This window comes from Sulfitobacter undariae, assembly GCF_014196805.1.
Lineage (GTDB): Bacteria > Pseudomonadota > Alphaproteobacteria > Rhodobacterales > Rhodobacteraceae > Sulfitobacter > Sulfitobacter undariae.
The window spans coordinates 499,242-517,580 of record NZ_JACIEI010000001.1 but is presented as its reverse complement, the minus strand read 5'-3'; the positions used below and the strand labels follow the sequence as shown (position 1 = coordinate 517,580).

The window sequence follows — 18,339 nt, the reverse complement described above, 5'->3', positions numbered from 1 at the left end:
GGCGCAGTTGTGATTATAGCTTAGGCTATTCACTGCGCCCTTTTGGGGCGGGCGTATAAGCATATCAGCCAAAAAATTTGCTACTCGGGGCCTTTTGTCCCGAGTGACCACAATGCTGTCTCGTCGGCAATTCTGGCGCTATAGGTGTTAAAGAACAAGATCAGGGTAAAAAAGACAACACGGCCCTCCACTTTATACGTATAAACACAGTTGTGCCCGTTTTGGGCCGAATTTGACTTGAATTCCCCTAGCGATATCGTCCACTTTCACCGCCAATGCGGGAGGAGCAATAATGTTGATCAAGGCAATCGATGGCCTGAATGAAGTCGTGGGCCGAGTAGTGTCGGTCGTAGCGATTATTTTTGGTGCGATCATCATCTACGATGTCGTCATGCGGTACGCGTTTAACGACCCGACGCGCTGGGCGTTTGATGTTACCAAACAACTCTACGGATTTTATTTCGTGATGTTAGGCGGTTATGCGCTGCGCCACCAATCGCATGTGCGTGTTGATCTAATCACCGAAACGCTGGGCGATACATCGCGCCGCTGGGTTGAAATTGCAGGGTATCTGATCTTTTTCTTCCCTTTTGCTTGGGTCTTTATGACGCGGTCATGGGATTTCGGCGTGACCTCATGGAACCAAGGCGAAACGACTTACGGGTCGGTCCAGCTTCCCGTCTATCCTCTTAAACTCGCGATGGCCTGTGCCGCTGGCTTGCTGTTCTTGCAAGGCATCGCAGAAGTTTTGAAACTCGCTCTCGGTCACAAGGTTCCGCATCATGACTCCTGAACTTATCGCATTATGTATGTTTGGCCTGCTGTTGTCGGGCCTTTTCATGGGGCACCCACTGGCCTTTGTTCTCGGCGGCACGGCGGTCTTGGGGGCGGTGATCGCTGGCAAACCGATGGTGCTGGGAATCGTCATCAATCGCATCTTTGGCGATGTGCTTGAGAACTTCACCCTGATTGCCATTCCGCTATTTGTCCTCATGGCCCGCTTTCTATCGGATAGCGGGGTAACGGATAGGATGTTCGAAGCCCTGCGCCTGCTGCTGTCCAACGTACGTGGCGGCTTGGCATTGGCGGTTGTGTTTATCTCGATCCTGCTGGCCGCCACCACGGGCATCATCGGTGCATCCATCACGGTGATGGGTGTGATGGCGCTGCGCCCAATGCTGCAATACGGATATTCGGCCACCCTCACGACGGGTGTGATTGCCGCGTCTGGGTGTCTCGGCATCCTGATCCCGCCTTCTATCATGTTGATCCTGATGGCCTCCTATTCGCCACTGACTGTTGGTGAATTGTTTGCCGGTTCGATGATTCCGGGCATTTTGCTGGGTCTGCTTTACGCAGCTTGGGTTGTGGTTGTTGCGATCTTTGATCCCAAATCCGCCCCTGCTGTCGAACCCGACGAAAAAATCGAGCGCAGTGCGTTGTTCAAAATGCTGGCTGCCGAAGCTGTGCCACCATTGGTGTTGATCCTTGGTATCCTCGGATCGCTGCTGGCAGGTATCGCCACAGCAACCGAAGCTTCGGCCATTGGCGCCTTCCTTGCACTGACTATCGTGATCTTGCGCGGCAAATTCGAATGGAAAACCTTCTATTCCGCCTTGTTGGAAACGGGCCGTACCTCGGCGATGATCTTGTTTATCGTTATCGGTGCAACCGCCTTTACCGGCGTTTTCAACATCACAGGCGGCCTGCGTGCAACACAGGCGATCATTCGTGGCCTTGAAATGGAGCCATGGATGCTGCTGACCATGATGCTGTTCATCGTGTTCATCCTTGGCGCATTCCTGGATTGGACCGGCATTGTTTTGCTGTCCTTCCCGATCTTCCTGCCGATCGTGCAGGAAATGAATGTCAGCCTGCTGTGGTTCGTCGTGTTGATGGCACTGGTGCTGCAAACCTCATTCTTGACGCCCCCCTTTGGATACGCCCTGTTCTACCTACGCGCGCTTGCGCCCAAGGAAGTCCGAACTGGCCAGATCATCAAAGGCGTCTTGCCGTTTATCGGGCTCATCGTCGCGATGTGCCTGACCGTCGCAGCCTTTCCGCAGCTTGTTCTTTGGCTGCCGGAAGTTTTGTACACAAAATAACTAAACTAGGGAGAGGACTACCAATGAAACTTAAAAATATCATCGCAACAGCGGCTGTCACAGTCGGCCTATCCAGCGCCGCAATGGCACAAGAAAGCTGGACCATGACAACAACATGGCCCACGTCTCTTGAGCTGATCGAGATCGACAAGCACTTTGTTGATCTGGCCAACAAACTGACAGCGGGCGACCTGAGCATTGAATTCTTTGAAGGTGGCTCCCTTGTGCCTGCTGGCGAAGTTTTCGGCGCAGTAGAATCCGGCACCATCCAAGCAGGCGCTGACTGGCCCGGTTACTGGGCTGGCCGCAACTCGGCTTTCTCGCCACTGGCAACAACAGCATCCCTGTTCAACGCAGTTGACTATGTAAACTGGATCCAGCAGTGGGGCGGCGCAGAGCTGTACAATGAAATCTACGGCAAATTCGGCATGGTCTATCTGCCTTACGGCGTGACCAACAACGAATCCGGTTTCCGCACCAACAAAAAGGTCGAAACACTCGACGACCTGCAAGGCATGCGTCTGCGCCTTTCCGGTCTTGAGCAAGGTCGCCTTCTGGAGAAACTCGGCGGTAGTCAGGTTTCCATGGCAGGTGGCGAAATCTATCAGTCGCTTGAGCGCGGCGTGATTGATGGTGCTGAATTCTCTACACCAAACGTTGATTTCTCCGGAGGTTTCCAACAGGTTACCAAATTCTGGGCAACGCCCGGCTGGCACCAGTCCGCGTCGATCTTTGGTGTGATGATCAACAAAGCCTCATGGGATGCGTTGAAGCCTGAAACACGCGAAGCACTGCAAATCGCAGCCGATGCGAACCTGCTGTGGTCCCTTGGCTACACCGAGAAACGTGCAACCGAAGCCTACCAGCAGTTCAAAGACGCGGGAATCGAGATCACCCGCTATGATGACGAAACGCTGGCAAAAATTCAGGAAATGGCAAACGGTGTCATCGAGACAACCGCCTGCGAAAACCCTGACAGCGCCAAAGTCTATCTCTCCATGATGGAATACCTTGGTGACTACTCCAAATGGCGTGAAGCTTCTGCGCCCTTCAACCTTGGCCGTACACCAAATGGCCCAGACGTTGAAAAACTGCGCGAATGCGCAGCCAAGTAAACCTACCTACAATATGACTGGAAAGGCCCGCTTTTTGCGGGCCTTTCGCGTTATTATAGAAACGGCCTGTATTGTAGGCACTGTCCCTTTATGGCACTAAATATGAACGATTATAAATGGGAGTGAGGAAATGCGCGCACTGGCAACGGTGGTTCGGATGATTAGCGGGTTAAACGCAATCGTCGGAAATATCTTCTCGTGGCTGTCTTTGGGGATTGTCATCATTTGCTTTACCGTTGTGGTACAGCGCTATGTTTTTGCGACCAGCTATGTCTGGATGCAAGACCTCTATATCTGGCTGAACGGTGCGATGTTCACGGCTGTGTCAGGCTTTGCCCTGATGCGTGGTGATCACGTACGTGTCGATATTTTCTATCGCCCCGCTTCTGTGCGCAAAAAAGCGATGGTTGACCTGATCGGCTCGGTCCTGTTCCTCCTGCCCTTCTGTGCGGTGGTCTATAGCTATTCTATGCCTGCCGTTTTACGCGCCTGGAGCTATACCGAAGGCTCCGCCAATGTCGGTGGCATGCCCGGTCTTTATATCCTCAAATCATTCATCATCGTCTTTGTGGTCCTTCTTGCGCTGCAAGGGATTGCGATGATTGCACGCTCTATTCTGGTGTTGGCTGACCGCGAAGACCTCCTCCCCGCGTCCCAGCGTTATGAAACCGAAGACAACGAAGGAACAGCATAATGGATCCAGTCCTATTGGGAGAACTTCTCGCCGGTCTGATGTTCTTCGGGATCATCGGCTTTTTGCTGCTGGGCTTTCCAGTTGCCTTCACACTGGCAGGCGTCTCTTTGATGTTCGGCGCAGTGGGCATGTTCTTTGGCGTGTTCGATCCGTCCAACTTTGGCGCTCTGCCGAACCGCTATATCGGCTTTATGACCAACGAAGTGCTGGTCGCAGTGCCCCTGTTTATCTTTATGGGGGTGATGCTAGAGCGATCTAACATCGCCGAGCAATTGCTGCTGACCATGGGCAAACTGTTTGGCAATATGCGCGGCGGTCTGGGCATGTCGGTGATCATCGTGGGCGCGTTGCTTGCGGCCTCTACAGGGGTTGTCGGGGCCACAGTGGTCACCATGGGCCTGATCTCGCTGCCTGCCATGCTGCGCGCTGGATATGATCCCAAAATGGCAACAGGCGTGATCTGCGCCAGCGGTACATTGGGCCAGATCATCCCCCCCTCCACAGTGCTGATCTTTATGGGTGATATGCTGTCTGGCATCAACTCGCAGGTACAAATGGCCAAAGGCAACTTTGCCCCCACCGCCGTCTCTGTTGGTGATCTATTTGCAGGGGCCATTCTGCCGGGCTTCATGCTGGTCGCCCTCTATATGTCCTACGTCATTTTCAAAGCCATCACCGATCCCGAAAGCTGCCCTGCAACACCCGTCCCTGAGGATGAAAAGAAAGACCTCATGCGCGAAGTTGTGGTGTCGCTCTTGCCCCCTCTCCTGTTGATCCTTTCGGTTCTGGGTTCCATCCTTGGCGGCATCGCCACTCCGACCGAGGCCGCCTCAGTTGGGGCCGTTGGCTCCATGGTTCTTGCCGCGCTGCGCTGGCGTTTATCCTTCAATATCCTGCGCGAAACGGCAATTGCTGCGGCAACCATCACCTCGATGGTGTTCATCATCCTGCTGGGTGCGTCTGTGTTCTCGGTCGTGTTCCGCCTGATGGGCGGTGATAATCTGGTGCATGAATTCCTGTCCAACCTCCCCGGCGGTACGCTGATGGCGGTGGCAGTTGTGATGCTGATCATGTTTGTGCTTGGCTTTATCCTCGATACATTCGAAATCATCTTCATCGTGATCCCGATCACCGCACCAATCTTGCTGGCGCTGGATGTTGATCCGGTTTGGCTGGGTGTGATTGTGGGTGTGAACCTGCAAACCTCGTTCCTGACGCCGCCTTTCGGCTTTGCGCTGTTCTATCTGCGCGGCGTGGCCCCTGCCGACTTGCCTACATCGGCGATCTACAAAGGCGTGTTGCCCTTTGTGATCTTGCAAGTCATCGCCATCGGCCTGCTCTTTGCCTTCCCGGGTATCGTGACATGGCTGCCCAGTGTGATCTCGGGCTAAAGGCCCTAACCATAGATAGATACAAAAAAGGCCCGGCAGTGATGCCGGGCCTTTTCGTTTTCAGCTTTGGAAGCTTATTACTTAAGGTGCTTCTGACGCGCCGCTTGGTAGGGCAAGTCGATCTTTTCTGTACGCTCACGCACAAGCGACAGACCTTCAAGGAAGCTCTCGGTCACTTTTTGCACCAGCGGATCGCTGCTGTCGCGCAGTTCGTCAATCACCTCTTGGGATGCTACAGCACCCGCCGCCATCACATCATCAGGGAAGTTGCGAACCTGTACGCCGTGATCGTTAACCAATGTGCGCAAGGCGCGTGGGTCATTGGCATAGAAATCTGCCGCAACCTGATCGTATTCCGCCTGACAGATGTCTTTTACGATGGCTTGCAGATCTTCTGGCAGCGCTTGGTACTTGGCTTTATCCACCACCAGTTCTGTCGCCAGACCAGATTCAACAAAGCTCGGCATGTAGTAGTTCTTCGCAACCTGATGGAAGCCAAGTGCCAGATCGTTGTACGGACCAACAAATTCTGCCGCATCCAATGTGCCAGACTGCAACGCTTGGAAGATTTCACCAGCAGCCATGTTTGTCACTGTGGCGCCCAGTTTTTCCCACACGCGACCACCAAGGCCAGGTGTACGGAAACGCACGCCTTTCAGGTCTTCTACGCTGTTGATTTCATTCTTGAACCAACCACCCGCTTGCGTGCCTGTGTTCCCCGAAAGGAAACCCTGAACACCAAACTGGTCGTATACTTCGTCCCAGATTTCCTGACCGCCCAGATAGCGCATCCATGCTGTCAGCTCTGGTGTGGTCATACCATAAGGCACGCCTGTGAAGAATGACAAAGCAGGTGATTTGTTCTGCCAGTAATAGGCCGCACCGTGGCTCATCTCGGCAGTGCCATCAATAACAGCGTCCAGCGATTGCAGTGGCGGCACCAGCTCACCAGCGGAATAAACCTGAACTGTCAGGCGGCCACCAGAAGCGGCTGTGATACGGTCACCCAGACGCTGTGCACCGACACCCAGACCCGGGAAATTCTTTGGCCATGTGGTTACCATGCGCCATGTGATGTTACCCTGTGCAAGGGCGGGGCTTGCAAGAGTTGCGGCTGTTGCACCAACACCGGCAACACCTGCACGTTTAATAAAAGAACGACGATCCATTCGTACCTCCCTGAAATAAAAACACCCTGACAGGTTCTCCCACCTGTCAGAGCAGTGACCGTTTCGGCCTACGGGTACAGCTAAATCTTTATTCCCTCGATTGTCCAGAGAATCTGCAAGCAAATTAGCGGGATAACGGTCTGAATATAGGTCTCAAGATCAGAATTGATCGCGCAAGTATTCCATCACTGCCCCGCGTACAGACATGTCACCGCGGTCACGTGCCGCCTCTATCACCTGATAGACTTCATTCAGATCACACCGCCGTAGCAGGCTTTTTACTGGCCCGATTGACGCAGGCCGCATGGAAAGCGTCCGCAACCCGATTGCAGCAAAACAAAGCGCCTCTACAGGACGCCCTGCATCCTCGCCACAAAATGAGATCGGTGTCCCACTGGAATCACACCGTTTCACGATATTCTCAAGGAAAGTCAGAAAGCTGACGTTAAGCGTGTCATAGCGTTTGCGCACGCGCTCGTTCTCTCTGTCAGCGGCGAAAAAGAACTGCTTGAGATCATTGCCCCCGATAGAGATAAAATCAACTTCCTCAAAGAATTTATCAGGCGCATAGGCCAGACTCGGCGTCTCAAGCATCGCTCCCACTTCAATAGAAGACGGCAGTTTATGCCCCAGCTTCGCTTCGCGTGCCAAGGTTTTATTTACCTCTTCGCGTGCTGCACGGTATTCCTCAAACTGCGCGACAAAGGGAAACATCACCGTCAGCGGCCCGCCATTTGCGGCCCGAAACAGCGCTTGTAGCTGCATCCGCATGATACCCGGTTTATCCAGCCCCACGCGAATGGCCCGCCAGCCCAAAGCAGGATTGGGTTCGTCGTTGGGCTTCATATACGGCAGCACTTTGTCCGAGCCGATATCAAGCGTGCGAAACACCACACGTTTGCCCTGAGCGGCATCCAGAACTCGCCGATAAAGCACGCTCAACTCATTGCGGCGCGGCATCTGGTTGCGTACCAAAAATTGCAACTCCGTGCGGAACAGCCCAACACCCTCAGCGCCCGAACTCTCCAGCGACGGCAAATCAGCCATCAGCCCTGCATTCATATGCATCCCGATGACTGCACCGCATCTTGTCTCGGCAGCCACATCGCGGATCGAGGCATAGCGCTCCTGCGCCGCCGCCTGCATGGCGATTTTGTCACGAAAGGCTGTCGCGACCGCGTCTTCAGGGCGCAGATGCACAAGCCCCTGTTCGCCGTCGATCATCACGTGATCGCCGTTCAGGGCTTCGTTGGTGATCCGAGCGGCGTGCACAATCAACGGTATCGCCAGCGCCCGTGCGACAATCGCCGCATGTGACCCCACCGACCCTTGTTCCAAAATGATACCGCGCAGCGAACGCCCGTATTCCAGCAACTCCGCAGGCCCGATGTTACGCGCCACAAGGATCGGATCCGAGGGCATCTCGGCGCCTGTGTCTTTGCCCTGCCCCGTCAGGATGCGCAGCAAGCGGTTGGACAAGTCATCCAGATCGCTCATCCTTTCGCGCATGTAGGTATCCGCAGATTTCCCGATCCGTGACCGCGCCAGAGATTGCTCTTTTTCAACCGCCGCTTCCGCAGACAGGCCCTGCGTGATATCCGCCTGCATCCGTTGCATCCAGCTTTTGGAGTTGGCAAACATGCGATAGGTTTCAATGACTTCCTGCTGGTCTTTATCGCCCAGCGACATTGTCATCATCTGATCCACACTTAACCGCAGCGTATCCACCGCCTCAATCAGGCGCTGTGCCTCACGTTCAGGATCATCTGCAATCAGGTTAGAAACAACCACCCGCGGCTCGTGCAGCCAGATATGGCCTTCCGTCACGCCGTCTTGCGCGATGGTGCCGCGCAACATCACAGGTTGGCTGTGCAGCGCAGACATGGCCGCACCTTCACCAACAAAAACACCCAGCTCGGTCATCTCGGCCAAAACCATGGCGACAACTTCTAGTGCGTAAACCTCATCCGTGTTGAATTCGCGTGCGATTTTGGACTGCACAACCAGCACGCCCAACGTATCGCCCAACCGCTGGATCGGCACCCCGAGGAAACTCGAGAAAAGCTCCTCGCCCGTTTCCTCCATATAACGGAAACCTTTGGCTTGCGGCGCGTCGGGCGTGTTGATCACACGCCGCTGCTTGGCCACACGCCCCACCAGACCTTCACCCATCTTCATGCGTGTCTGGTGTACCGCGTCTTTGTTCAAACCCTCGGTCGCACACAGCTCCAGCGTGTCTTCATCGCGGAACAGATAGATCGAACAAACCTCACACCCCATCGAGGTGGCGATAAGGTGCGTAATCTTGTCTAACCGCGCCTGTCCCGCATCATCCGTCGCCATGGCATCGCGCAACCGCCCAAGCAGCTTGCGACTGTCACTTTCTGTGCGTTCTGGCATTCTGCCCGCCTCCCCGACTTCTTTGAAGTATACTTACACCATCGAATAGGGGGAGCGAAACGTCAGAATGCAATTACCCTCGGTCACACAAGATTTGCGGCAGGTCACTGCCTGAAAAGGCCGCAAAAGCAACCTACCCTGCCCCCTTGCGCCACTACAGTCCGGCCATTCCCTGCCAGTTTATCCGCTTGCTCGGCACGCGCCTGCTCTGCTCACCCACAATCCCAATCAAATTCCACGTTGGTTATTGGAAAACTAGATGAACAAATTCTTAACTCAAAAGACAGTTTAACGCTTTTTTCGCAGAGCGATGAGTTCAAGCTCATGAAAAACAAAGGGCCCCCATTTCAACAATGGGAGCCCCTAAGCGCCACCTCCCCGCAAACCGTGCGGAAGCTGGCTTATCTTCTACAACGGCTGTTTAAGCCACTTTATCCAGACCAAATGCATCATGCAGCGCCTGAACAGCCAGCTCCATGTATTTGCGATCAATCAGAACACTGATTTTGATCTCGGAGGTGGTGATCACCTTGATGTTCACACCTTCATCGGACAGCACTTTGAACATCTTGGCCGCAACGCCTGTATGGCTGCGCATGCCGATACCTACCACAGAAACCTTGGCCACAGCCTCGTCTGCGATCAGCTCGTCATAGTTGATCACACCGTCTTGAGCTGCCTTTTGCATCGCTGCATCAGCACGTTTCACCTGATCCACGGGGCAGGACCATGTCATGTCCGTGCGGCCTTCTTCGGCGATGTTCTGAACGATCATGTCCACATTCACGCCGCCTTCGCTGAGCGCTGTAAAGATGCTTGCCGCGATGCCGGGGCGGTCCGCAACCGATACCAGCGTCATTTTCGCCTCATCGCGGCTGAACGCCACGCCCGCTACCACATTGCTTTCCATGATTTCCTCCTCATCGCAAACGAGCGTACCAGCATCGTCCGATTGTTCTTCAAAACTCGACAAAACGCGCAGCTTGACCTTATAGCGCATCGCCAATTCAACCGACCGCGTCTGCAAAACCTTCGCCCCAAGGGAAGCCAGTTCCAGCATTTCCTCAAACGAGATTTTGTCCAGCTTGCGCGCCTTTGATTCGACACGCGGATCGGTGGTATAAACCCCGTCCACATCCGTGTAGATATCACAGCGCTCAGCACCAAAGGCCGCAGCGAAAGCAACAGCAGTGGTATCCGAACCACCGCGCCCCAGTGTGGTGATACGGCCCTCAGGGCTGACCCCTTGGAAACCCGCAACCACAGCAACCTTCATGCCTTCCGCGAATTTCGCCGTGATGTTTTCTGGTGGAATTTCTTCAATCCGTGCGTTGGCATGGGCATCAGTTGTCTTCACCGGCACTTGCCAGCCCTGCCAACTGCGCGCAGGCACGTTCATTTCCTGCAACGTTAGCGCCATCAGCCCCGCCGTGACGTTCTCACCCGAAGATACAACCGCATCATATTCGCGTGCGTCATACATCGGCGATGTCTCACCGACCCAGCCGACCAACTCGTTTGTTTTGCCCGACATGGCAGAGACAATGACAATCACGTCATAGCCTTTGGCCACTTCCACGCCCACACGCTTAGCCGCGCGACGGATGCGGTCCAGAGTGGCTACAGATGTGCCACCGAATTTCATAACCAATACAGGCATTAGACCCTCGCCTTGATAACTCCGCGCCGCGTTTACGCCAGCGCGGCAGGTTACGCAAGATCAGTAGGCGTGCGGACGACCATCCCATGTCTCGAAACAGCCTGTGGTTTCCAACTTGAGCGCCTTAAACCGCGCGGCCAATCCTGCAACGGACTCCGCCACAGTGATCTCTGCCGTCTCGCCGCCCATGTCGGTTTGGACCCAACCGGGGTGATAAATCCCCACTGCGATCCCTTCGGATTTCAAATCCGCAGCCAGATTCCGCCCCAGATTAAGCGCCGCCGCTTTGGAAGACCGATAGATATAACTCCCCCCCGGCGCGCGCTCAGAAGAGGCCATTTGCGAAGATATAATCGCAATGCGCGGGTTACGGGCACGGCGCAAATGCGGCAGCAGCGCCTCTATCGTTAGAAACACGCCCGTCACATTGGTGGCAAAGCTTTGCGCCCAGATGTCGACACCATAGCCATTGCCGATCTCATCGCCCCTATCCAAATAGACCCCCGCATTGCACACCAGCAACTCCACGGCGCGGTCGCCCAATTGTTCGGCCATTTCTGTATGGCTGGAAGGCCGCGTCACATCCAACGTGATGTCCGCCGTCAGCGAGCGGCCTGTGCCCATCACCGTTTTACCGATCCCACGATAATGCGCCGCCAACCCCGCGCCAATGCCGCGTGTCGCCCCTGTAATCACAACTGTCATGTTTGTTTCCTTGCGCTATTGTAGCTTTTGTTTGGGCTTGAAGGGTAATGGCATCACAGGGATACCGTCTTCGATCAGCGCACGCGCATCTGCCAAATTGGCTTCGCCGTAAATCGACGTTTCAGAGCTAAGACCCTCATGCATGTCACGTGCTTTTTTGGCAAACTCACCGCCCACATAGGTCGCATTTTTTTCGACCTCTTGGCGCATTTTGGCAATCGCCTCGGCTTGCTTGTCTTGCGTTTTCGTTTCAACGCCTTCCGAGACGTGACAGACGGTTGGCGCCATCAAAGCCTTGCTCACATCCGTCTCACCACAAACAGAACATGTCACATGCCCCGCCAACGTTAAACTGTCGAAGGCCGATGCAGATTGGAACCAGCTTTCAAAGACATGGCCCTGACAACATTGCAGCGAATAACGGATCATCTGTTCATTCCCTGAAGTGACGGATTTTAAACAAGATGTCCCATCAAGGCACCTAAGGTCAAGCGGCCAGCGCTTGAACAGGCGGTGTAAACCCGAGAATGAGTTTTTTCAGTTCGATATGATCGACCATTCTGGCGGCTTTTTTGCGCGATACCCATTTGCGGCGGCGCTGTCGCATTTCAGGAAAATCATTTTGCAGGGATTTCACTTGAAGCGGATACAGCATCGCAAGGCACGGCAAACTATCATTGCCCTCCCGCACACGGGCATAGGAATAAACACCGATACACGCGTCGCTGGCGATACCAATCACCCCTGCTTCTTCCCACGCCTCGGTCAGCGCGCATTCCGCAGGTGTTTTACCCTCCATTGGCCAACCTTTGGGCACGATCCACCGTTTGCGTCGCCGGGAGGTGATCAGCAATATCTGGACCTTGCCGCGACGGACACGCCAACATAGCCCAGCGAACTGGGTGCGGGCGCTGCCTTTTGCGCCACCATGCAACGAAATCGGTAACTGCGTAACCATATGTCCTCAGGGATCTCCACCCACATGCAAATTATTGATGCCTACTAGACAGAAAATGTCAAGAAATCCAGCCTGTGTATCCAACCACTTGCAGGCCCGTGCTGCTTCGCGGATAGTCGCCATGATATGCGCCAGTTTTTAACTTTTCTCACCACTCTGATATGCCTTGCCCTGCCCGCTCAGGCGCAGCCCGTGACCGTGTTCGCGGCAGCCTCTCTGCGCGGCGCGTTGACCGAGATCGCCTCACTTTACGACTCAGAGGTTACCATATCGTTTGCAGGCTCCGGCACGCTTGCACGGCAGGTCGCCGCAGGGGCCCCCGCAGATGTCATCATTCTGGCGCACCGCGACTGGGCGAATTGGCTGGCCGCACGTGGCGCCATCCAATCGGACACTCTGCGTGACATCGCCGGTGGCCAGCTTGTTGTGGTTGGCGCCAAAGACGCAGCCCCCCTTGTGCCGCCTTTTGATCAATCCCTGCTGGCTGCCCTGAACGGCGGGCGTCTGGCCATCGGGCAGCGTGATGCGGTCCCCGCAGGGGCCTATGCCAAAGAATGGCTGATCTATGCCAAAGCATGGGAAACGTTGGAACCACATCTGGCCGAAACCGATAATGTCCGCGCCGCACTGGCCCTTGTCGCCCAAGGTGCGGCCCCCTTGGGCGTGGTCTATGCATCCGATGCCCTATCTGAACCACGGGTGAGCATCCTTTACACCATCCCCGCGCAGGCCCACGCCCCGATCCGCTATCCCGCCGCCGCAGTGACGGACCAAGGCCGCGCCTTTCTGGATAGGCTGACCACGCCCGCCTCTGCTGCGATCTTTGCCAAACACGGCTTTGCCCCATGACGCTGGACGCCGTGGCTTGGGATGCCTTGCGCCTGTCGCTATGGGTGGCGCTCTGGGCCACGTTCATCGCTGTGCCGCTTGCCTTATGGATGGCATGGATACTTGCGCGGCGTGATTTTTGGGGCAAATCGCTGCTCAACGCGCTGGTGCATTTACCACTGGTCCTGCCGCCTGTTGTGACGGGGTATATCCTGCTGGTTCTCTTTTCCCCCAATGCACCTGCAGGGGCCGCGCTGGGGGCCATCGGCCTGACACTGGCGTTTAAATGGACAGGCGCGGTGCTGGCCGCGATTGTCATGGGCTTTCCGCTGATGGTCCGCGCCATGCGCCTCGCGATTGAGGCCGTGGACCCCAAGCTGGAGCAAGCAGCAGCCACTTTGGGCGCATCGCGCATCGGTATATTCTTCCGCGTTACCCTGCCCCTAATCACCCCCGGCATCCTTGCAGGCGCGGTCATGGGGTTTGCCAAGGCAATGGGCGAATTCGGGGCAACCATCACTTTTGTCGCCAACATTCCGGGCCAAACCCAAACCCTGCCCATCGCCATTTGGACGGCCCTACAAATCCCGGGCGGTGAAGGCGCTGCGGCAGCGATGGCACTGTTGTCTTGTGCTGTCGCCTTGGGGGCGGTTTTCCTTTCAGAATTCCTTGCCCGCCGCGTCGCGGCACGCATTGCAGGCACCGCATGAAGCTGCGCCTCAAACATAGCTTCGGCGGTTTCACCCTTGATATGGAGATGACAGCAGGCGCTGGCATTACTGCCCTGTTTGGCCGCTCGGGCGCTGGCAAAAGCACCGTGATCAATGCTGTGGCTGGCCTGCTGCGGCCCGACGAAGGGCTGCTGGAGATCGACGGTGAGACCCTGATGGATACCGCACGCGGCATCCACATCCCACCGCATAAACGCCGCTTTGGCGCAGTGTTCCAAGATGCCCGCCTGTTTCCCCATCTCAATGTCGCGCAAAACCTTGATTTTGGCACGCGTTACGCCCCACGCGGCGTGAAAACACCCCGCGCTGATGTGATTGATTTGCTGGGCCTGTCGCCCCTTCTGACCCGCGCCCCCGCGACCCTGTCGGGCGGCGAAAAGCAACGGGTCGCCCTTGGCCGCGCCTTGCTCAGCGCGCCGCGCATGTTGCTGATGGACGAACCACTGGCAAGCCTCGATGGCGCCCGCAAACAGGAAATCCTGCCCTACCTTGAGCATCTGCGCGATGGCCCGCTAGGTCTGCGGATCATCTATGTCAGCCACGCGGTAGATGAAATTACCCGCCTCGCGGATACGCTGGTGCTGCTCAAAGAGGGGCGCATCGCCACCCAAGGCCCGCTGCGCGATGTCATGGCAGACCCTGCCGCCGTGCCGTTGCTGGGTGTGCGCGAGGCAGGCGCGGTGATCGAAGCCGAAGTCATCAGCCACGCCGATGACGGCCTGTCGCAACTGCGCATCAGCGCAGGTATGCTAGAGCTGCCAGGCGTTCAAGCCGCCGTAGGCAGCCGTGTGCGCCTGCGCATCATGGCCCAAGATGTGTTACTGGCCACCCAGCGCCCCGAGGGTCTGAGCGCGCTAAACGTCCTGCCCGTCACAGTACAAAGCATCCGCCAAGGCACCGGCCCGGGTGTTGCCGTAGCCCTACAAGCGGGCACAGATATCCTGCTGGCCCGTATTACCCGCCGCGCCGTGACCACGCTTGGCCTACACGAGGGCGCTCAGGTGTTTGCGGTGTTCCAAGCCACCACCGTGGCCCCCGAAAGCATCGGCCACTAGCGGTTATTCTAGTTTTTCTTTTTGAGATTACAGACTTTGGTCTGTGAGCCGTCTTTATTCTTGCGGATCACACAGCCCGGATTTTTGGGCTCTTTATCGTGGATAATATATTTACCCCGATTGTTCTTATCAAAGGTCTGGTTTGATGCATCATGCCCGCCCACGCGGACATTTTTGCCAAAACGGACTTCGGCACTGGCTGGCAAAGCGGCGACACTCAGGGCAACAAGAAAAACAAACGAACGGATCATAACAAACTCCCTTAATCCGCTCATGATGACCTAGTTGCATCACTCCCGCAAGGTAATCGCCTGCATCTTTTGCGCCAAACGTTTGTTCAACTCTTCTGGTACGATATCCGCATCAATCGCCAGCTTGCGCAGCCCAAAATGCACATGCGCCATGTCTTCATAATAGCTGGTATAGGCGTAATTCGTCGCCGCCCCTGCAACCGCACCCAACACAGGCACCGTTTGCGCAGCCAGTTTTTGGCCCATCACAACCGCCAGCTTGGGCGCAACTTTGTGGACGATCGCCTGCACAGCCTTGCCCGACAACGCCAGCCGTGTTGTCAAAAACGCCAGATCCGATCCATCGTCATCCGCCAAAGGCCCCGCCGCAGAAAACACCCGCACACAGTCAAACTGCACAGATTCCGATTCAGGATCAAACCCGTATTCAACCGCAACACCCTCAATCACCCGTAACAAAAGCGTCGTGGTGATAGGCAATTCAGCCAAAGCTGTGGGCAATCCCCCCGCGCCACCCGCAGCACCCAACGCCGCTGACACAGCCGAGTTCAACCAAGATGCCTGATCGGGTACATGGCCACGGCTTTTATGGGCCGCTGTCAACGCATGGTTCAACGCCCGTTCAGTCGCACTGTCCAGCTGGTTGCGCACCTTGGCAGGCAACTTATCCAACAGGCTTTCTGCATGACCGCCGATCAGGTTCAAAACGCTGATCCCGACACCACTTGCGCCTTTGTAGCGCCGTGCAATCGCTTCCAACTCGGCTTCTACGTCAATCTTAACAGGCAGCTTTTCTTGGGGCATCTAAATCTCCTTCACATTCAATGTGGGACGATGTGATGCCAATTTCAACACACCCGCGTCACCTCTCCGGTAATACCATCCCACGCAGCCTCGCTCAATGCACGGCCCAACACACGGTCGGGGTTGGTGGGAGGCGGCATGATCACATCCTCCAGCCGCGTGAACCCATAGCGACAGTAATACGGCGCATCGCCCACCAACATCACACGGTCCCAGCCCTGCGGCCCTGCTTGCGCCAGCGATGTCTCAATCAACAAACCACCCAGCCCTTCGCCTTGCCGTGTCGGATGCACCGCAACTGGCCCCAACAACAACGCCTGATGCCCGCCCACCAGAACGGGCCAAAACCGGATTGCCCCTGCCAGAATCCCCAATTCATCCCGCGCAACCATGCTCAGCCCCGCGACAGGGGGCACACCTTCGCGCAATCGGTACGAGGACAGCGCCGTGCGTCCGGGGGCGAAACACGTATCATACAGCGCCTCAACCTCCCAAAGGTCCTCAGGCGCCTCAGCGGCTAGGTCGTACACAGGCGCAATACTCCAACGGGTTTTCTACTGGTCAGCGCCCTATCATGGCGCTAGCTCTGTTTTCAATCGCAACAATAAAGGCGCACCACATGTTTTATCGCCCCGCAGATGGCCACGGCCTACCGCATAACCCGTTCAACGCCATCGTCACGCCCCGCCCCATCGGCTGGATTTCCACCCGCGACGCCCAAGGCCGTGACAACATCGCCCCCTATTCCTTCTTTAACGCTGTGGCCTATGTCCCGCCGCAAGTCATGTTTGCCTCAACAGGGGTGAAAGACGATGTGGACGGCACCAAAGATTCCATCGCCAATATCCGCGAAACAGGCGTGTTTTGCGTCAATGTCGTAGAATATGCCGCCGCTGATGCCATGAACAAATCATCCGCCACATTACCCCATGGCACCGACGAATTCGCCCATGCAGGCATTGAAAAAGCCGAATGCGGTGAAATCGCCTGCGCCCGTGTCGGCAATGCCCCTGCCGCGTTTGAGTGCCGCATGACCCAAATCGTGCAAATCGAAGGCGCTGCAAATTTTGTCTGCTTTGGCGAAGTCATCGGCGTACACATCCGCGATGATTGCCTGGCCGAAGGCCGCTATGACGTGACCCGCTATGTCCCGCTCAGCCGTTTGGGATACCGCGACTACACCGCCGTGCGCGACGTGTTCGAGATCATCCGCCCGGACGATTAAGACGCTTTGGCCATCGTGTTTGGAAACCATTCCGCAGCGAAGAAAACAGGTTTTTCGTTGCGGCAATGCCGTTCCACCAATTTGCGCTGTAGCTTGCCACTCGGCATTTCGCGCACCGCACAAGGCAGCGTTTCAACGTCCAACAGCTCTGGAAAAATCGCCTCCATCTCATCGCGCGCCTCTGCGCTTAGGCCAGCAATCGCCATTGGCCCACTATAGAAGCTCTCGGTTGGGGCGTTTTCTGCAAACAGAATTTCATGGCGGTCCATCACCAAATGAAAATAAGTGACATCCTCGACGTTCTTGTCGACATAGATGCCTGACAATGCCGTCAACTTCTTAGCCGCCACCAAGACCTCGGCTTGGTCAAACATCCGCGCAACAATAGGAGAATTGGCGACAAACCGATGCTGCGGTGAAACCTGTAAATCACGCACAGGAAGCCCCATCCCCAACGCCCCTTGGGAAATCAAGACAGGCAGCAAGTTTGGCTTGGCATGCAGTTCCTCCGATGGAATTTGGCGGTGTAAAACCAACCGAAGCGGCTGAAATCCGTGGTCCGCTGTCTCAAGCAGATCCCCTACTCGTAAACATTCAACATTCACCAGACCGCGTTGCGTCGCAATACGTGTCCCTGCTGTAAAACAAGCTACGTAATCGTCGTAGTAATTTTCTTGATTAACCGAAGTTCGTTCGGTGTCGAATGTATATGCTGTGCCGGGCACCAGTTCGACGGTAGATACCAAACCATCAACGGCCCCTTGCTGATACCCGTCCCCGCCAAAATGCAGGCTGGTCACTTTGTGCCCTGTGGTGGTGTTGATCAGATCATAAGCCGTGTGAATGCTTGTTCCAGCAGCTAACGTCACCCCATCAATGTCCACCGCATTGGTCAACTCTTGCGTCGTGTCTAATTCGTCAAACTTGCTGTCATTATCCGTCACCTCAATCAAAGTCGGTACGGCACCGGCCTTCAAGGTTAATGTAAATGTTGGACTGCCGGCAGCACTGGCACCGTATTCGTTGGGCAACCCTGTGACAAAATCACTGGGGCTATAGACATATAGGAAGGCCATTTTTTCTCGCGCTCAATAATTTTTTGTTTTTTTTCTAAGCATTAAGAATAAATACGAATTATGTCAAAATTAAGATTTATAAGTCACAATTGTGATGCATTTCCGACAGCGATCGGAAACACAGCTATATCCGCACGGCAAATCAGCTCATTAGACAGACATGCCGTGCGGT

General features: G+C 55.6%; 19 protein-coding genes. 9 read left to right on the top strand and 10 right to left on the bottom strand.

Annotated elements, in window-relative coordinates:
• Positions 1–292: 292 nt before the first annotated feature.
• The 5 genes from GGR95_RS02640 (at position 293) to GGR95_RS02620 (ending at position 5,305) form a co-directional block, all read left to right on the top strand.
• Positions 293–793, top strand: a complete 501-nt coding sequence (locus GGR95_RS02640; RefSeq protein WP_184562461.1) for a TRAP transporter small permease subunit — start codon at positions 293–295, stop codon at positions 791–793.
• A complete protein-coding gene (locus GGR95_RS02635; RefSeq protein ID WP_184562459.1) occupies positions 783–2,105 on the top strand; it encodes a TRAP transporter large permease in 1,323 nt (440 codons plus the stop codon). Before GGR95_RS02640 ends, GGR95_RS02635 begins: the two co-directional genes overlap by 11 nt.
• Before the next feature lie 23 nt (positions 2,106–2,128).
• Positions 2,129–3,220, top strand: a complete 1,092-nt coding sequence (dctP, locus tag GGR95_RS02630; RefSeq protein ID WP_184562457.1) for a TRAP transporter substrate-binding protein DctP — start codon at positions 2,129–2,131, stop codon at positions 3,218–3,220.
• Between the two features lie 130 nt (positions 3,221–3,350).
• Positions 3,351–3,914 (top strand): TRAP transporter small permease subunit, encoded by a 564-nt coding sequence (locus tag GGR95_RS02625; protein ID WP_184562455.1) that lies wholly within the window; start codon positions 3,351–3,353, stop codon positions 3,912–3,914.
• Complete coding sequence (locus GGR95_RS02620) at positions 3,914–5,305, top strand: TRAP transporter large permease (protein WP_184562453.1); 1,392 nt, start codon at positions 3,914–3,916, stop codon at positions 5,303–5,305. The genes GGR95_RS02625 and GGR95_RS02620 overlap by 1 nt, the downstream gene beginning before the upstream one ends.
• Before the next feature lie 77 nt (positions 5,306–5,382).
• On the opposite strand, the gene GGR95_RS02615 is transcribed toward GGR95_RS02620, so the two are convergent.
• From GGR95_RS02615 to GGR95_RS02590, 6 genes are all read right to left on the bottom strand, one after another.
• Positions 5,383–6,474, bottom strand: coding sequence for a TRAP transporter substrate-binding protein (locus GGR95_RS02615; protein WP_184562451.1), 1,092 nt, complete (start codon positions 6,472–6,474; stop codon positions 5,383–5,385).
• 159 nt (positions 6,475–6,633) lie between these two features.
• Positions 6,634–8,874, bottom strand: coding sequence for a phosphoenolpyruvate--protein phosphotransferase (gene ptsP, locus GGR95_RS02610; RefSeq protein ID WP_184562449.1), 2,241 nt, complete (start codon positions 8,872–8,874; stop codon positions 6,634–6,636).
• Positions 8,875–9,295: 421 nt separating this feature from the next.
• Positions 9,296–10,534: an aspartate kinase gene (locus GGR95_RS02605; protein ID WP_184562447.1), complete on the bottom strand. Its 1,239-nt coding sequence runs from the start codon at positions 10,532–10,534 to the stop codon at positions 9,296–9,298.
• A gap of 60 nt (positions 10,535–10,594) precedes the next feature.
• Positions 10,595–11,239: an SDR family NAD(P)-dependent oxidoreductase gene (locus GGR95_RS02600; protein ID WP_184562445.1), complete on the bottom strand. Its 645-nt coding sequence runs from the start codon at positions 11,237–11,239 to the stop codon at positions 10,595–10,597.
• Between the two features lie 15 nt (positions 11,240–11,254).
• Positions 11,255–11,668, bottom strand: a complete 414-nt coding sequence (locus GGR95_RS02595) for a DUF1178 family protein (protein WP_184562443.1) — start codon at positions 11,666–11,668, stop codon at positions 11,255–11,257.
• A gap of 58 nt (positions 11,669–11,726) precedes the next feature.
• A complete protein-coding gene (locus GGR95_RS02590; protein ID WP_184562441.1) occupies positions 11,727–12,197 on the bottom strand; it encodes an NUDIX hydrolase in 471 nt (156 codons plus the stop codon).
• Positions 12,198–12,389: 192 nt separating this feature from the next.
• Here GGR95_RS02590 and modA point away from each other — a divergent pair, with 192 nt between their 5' ends.
• Genes modA through modC form a run of 3 tightly spaced genes read left to right on the top strand, consistent with a single transcriptional unit; the run spans position 12,390 to position 14,811 of the window.
• The gene (modA, locus tag GGR95_RS02585) at positions 12,390–13,046 is read left to right on the top strand and encodes a molybdate ABC transporter substrate-binding protein (RefSeq protein ID WP_343042031.1); all 657 of its coding nucleotides are present in this window, start codon (positions 12,390–12,392) and stop codon (positions 13,044–13,046) included.
• The gene (gene modB, locus GGR95_RS02580; protein ID WP_184562437.1) at positions 13,043–13,735 is read left to right on the top strand and encodes a molybdate ABC transporter permease subunit; all 693 of its coding nucleotides are present in this window, start codon (positions 13,043–13,045) and stop codon (positions 13,733–13,735) included. The genes modA and modB overlap by 4 nt, the downstream gene beginning before the upstream one ends.
• Positions 13,732–14,811 carry a molybdenum ABC transporter ATP-binding protein gene (gene modC, locus GGR95_RS02575; RefSeq protein WP_184562435.1) on the top strand — a complete coding sequence of 360 codons (1,080 nt, stop codon included), beginning with the start codon at positions 13,732–13,734 and terminating at the stop codon, positions 14,809–14,811. The genes modB and modC overlap by 4 nt, the downstream gene beginning before the upstream one ends.
• An 8-nt stretch (positions 14,812–14,819) precedes the next feature.
• Here modC and GGR95_RS02570 read toward each other — a convergent pair whose 3' ends face one another.
• Genes GGR95_RS02570 through GGR95_RS02560 form a run of 3 tightly spaced genes read right to left on the bottom strand, consistent with a single transcriptional unit; the run spans position 14,820 to position 16,396 of the window.
• A complete protein-coding gene (locus tag GGR95_RS02570) occupies positions 14,820–15,062 on the bottom strand; it encodes a hypothetical protein (RefSeq protein WP_184562433.1) in 243 nt (80 codons plus the stop codon).
• A gap of 39 nt (positions 15,063–15,101) precedes the next feature.
• Positions 15,102–15,866: an EcsC family protein gene (locus tag GGR95_RS02565; protein ID WP_184562431.1), complete on the bottom strand. Its 765-nt coding sequence runs from the start codon at positions 15,864–15,866 to the stop codon at positions 15,102–15,104.
• A 44-nt stretch (positions 15,867–15,910) separates the two neighbouring features.
• Positions 15,911–16,396 (bottom strand): GNAT family N-acetyltransferase, encoded by a 486-nt coding sequence (locus GGR95_RS02560; protein WP_184562429.1) that lies wholly within the window; start codon positions 16,394–16,396, stop codon positions 15,911–15,913.
• Between the two features lie 89 nt (positions 16,397–16,485).
• Here GGR95_RS02560 and GGR95_RS02555 point away from each other — a divergent pair, with 89 nt between their 5' ends.
• The gene (locus tag GGR95_RS02555) at positions 16,486–17,091 is read left to right on the top strand and encodes a flavin reductase family protein (RefSeq protein ID WP_184562427.1); all 606 of its coding nucleotides are present in this window, start codon (positions 16,486–16,488) and stop codon (positions 17,089–17,091) included.
• Here the strand turns inward: GGR95_RS02555 and GGR95_RS02550 are convergent.
• Positions 17,088–18,167, bottom strand: a complete 1,080-nt coding sequence (locus GGR95_RS02550; RefSeq protein WP_184562425.1) for a Hint domain-containing protein — start codon at positions 18,165–18,167, stop codon at positions 17,088–17,090. The two genes, GGR95_RS02555 and GGR95_RS02550, sit on opposite strands and share 4 nt — an antisense overlap.
• Between the last annotated feature and the right edge of the window lie 172 nt (positions 18,168–18,339).

Coding starts and splice junctions, on each gene's coding strand:
- GGR95_RS02640 (WP_184562461.1), top strand. CDS start 293: ATGTTGATCAAGGCAATCGATGGCCTGAATGAAGTCGTGGGCCGAGTA.
- GGR95_RS02635 (WP_184562459.1), top strand. CDS start 783: ATGACTCCTGAACTTATCGCATTATGTATGTTTGGCCTGCTGTTGTCG.
- dctP (WP_184562457.1), top strand. CDS start 2,129: ATGAAACTTAAAAATATCATCGCAACAGCGGCTGTCACAGTCGGCCTA.
- GGR95_RS02625 (WP_184562455.1), top strand. CDS start 3,351: ATGCGCGCACTGGCAACGGTGGTTCGGATGATTAGCGGGTTAAACGCA.
- GGR95_RS02620 (WP_184562453.1), top strand. CDS start 3,914: ATGGATCCAGTCCTATTGGGAGAACTTCTCGCCGGTCTGATGTTCTTC.
- GGR95_RS02615 (WP_184562451.1), bottom strand. CDS start 6,474: ATGGATCGTCGTTCTTTTATTAAACGTGCAGGTGTTGCCGGTGTTGGT.
- ptsP (WP_184562449.1), bottom strand. CDS start 8,874: ATGCCAGAACGCACAGAAAGTGACAGTCGCAAGCTGCTTGGGCGGTTG.
- GGR95_RS02605 (WP_184562447.1), bottom strand. CDS start 10,534: ATGCCTGTATTGGTTATGAAATTCGGTGGCACATCTGTAGCCACTCTG.
- GGR95_RS02600 (WP_184562445.1), bottom strand. CDS start 11,239: ATGACAGTTGTGATTACAGGGGCGACACGCGGCATTGGCGCGGGGTTG.
- GGR95_RS02595 (WP_184562443.1), bottom strand. CDS start 11,668: ATGATCCGTTATTCGCTGCAATGTTGTCAGGGCCATGTCTTTGAAAGC.
- GGR95_RS02590 (WP_184562441.1), bottom strand. CDS start 12,197: ATGGTTACGCAGTTACCGATTTCGTTGCATGGTGGCGCAAAAGGCAGC.
- modB (WP_184562437.1), top strand. CDS start 13,043: ATGACGCTGGACGCCGTGGCTTGGGATGCCTTGCGCCTGTCGCTATGG.
- modC (WP_184562435.1), top strand. CDS start 13,732: ATGAAGCTGCGCCTCAAACATAGCTTCGGCGGTTTCACCCTTGATATG.
- GGR95_RS02570 (WP_184562433.1), bottom strand. CDS start 15,062: ATGATCCGTTCGTTTGTTTTTCTTGTTGCCCTGAGTGTCGCCGCTTTG.
- GGR95_RS02565 (WP_184562431.1), bottom strand. CDS start 15,866: ATGCCCCAAGAAAAGCTGCCTGTTAAGATTGACGTAGAAGCCGAGTTG.
- GGR95_RS02555 (WP_184562427.1), top strand. CDS start 16,486: ATGTTTTATCGCCCCGCAGATGGCCACGGCCTACCGCATAACCCGTTC.
- GGR95_RS02550 (WP_184562425.1), bottom strand. CDS start 18,167: ATGGCCTTCCTATATGTCTATAGCCCCAGTGATTTTGTCACAGGGTTG.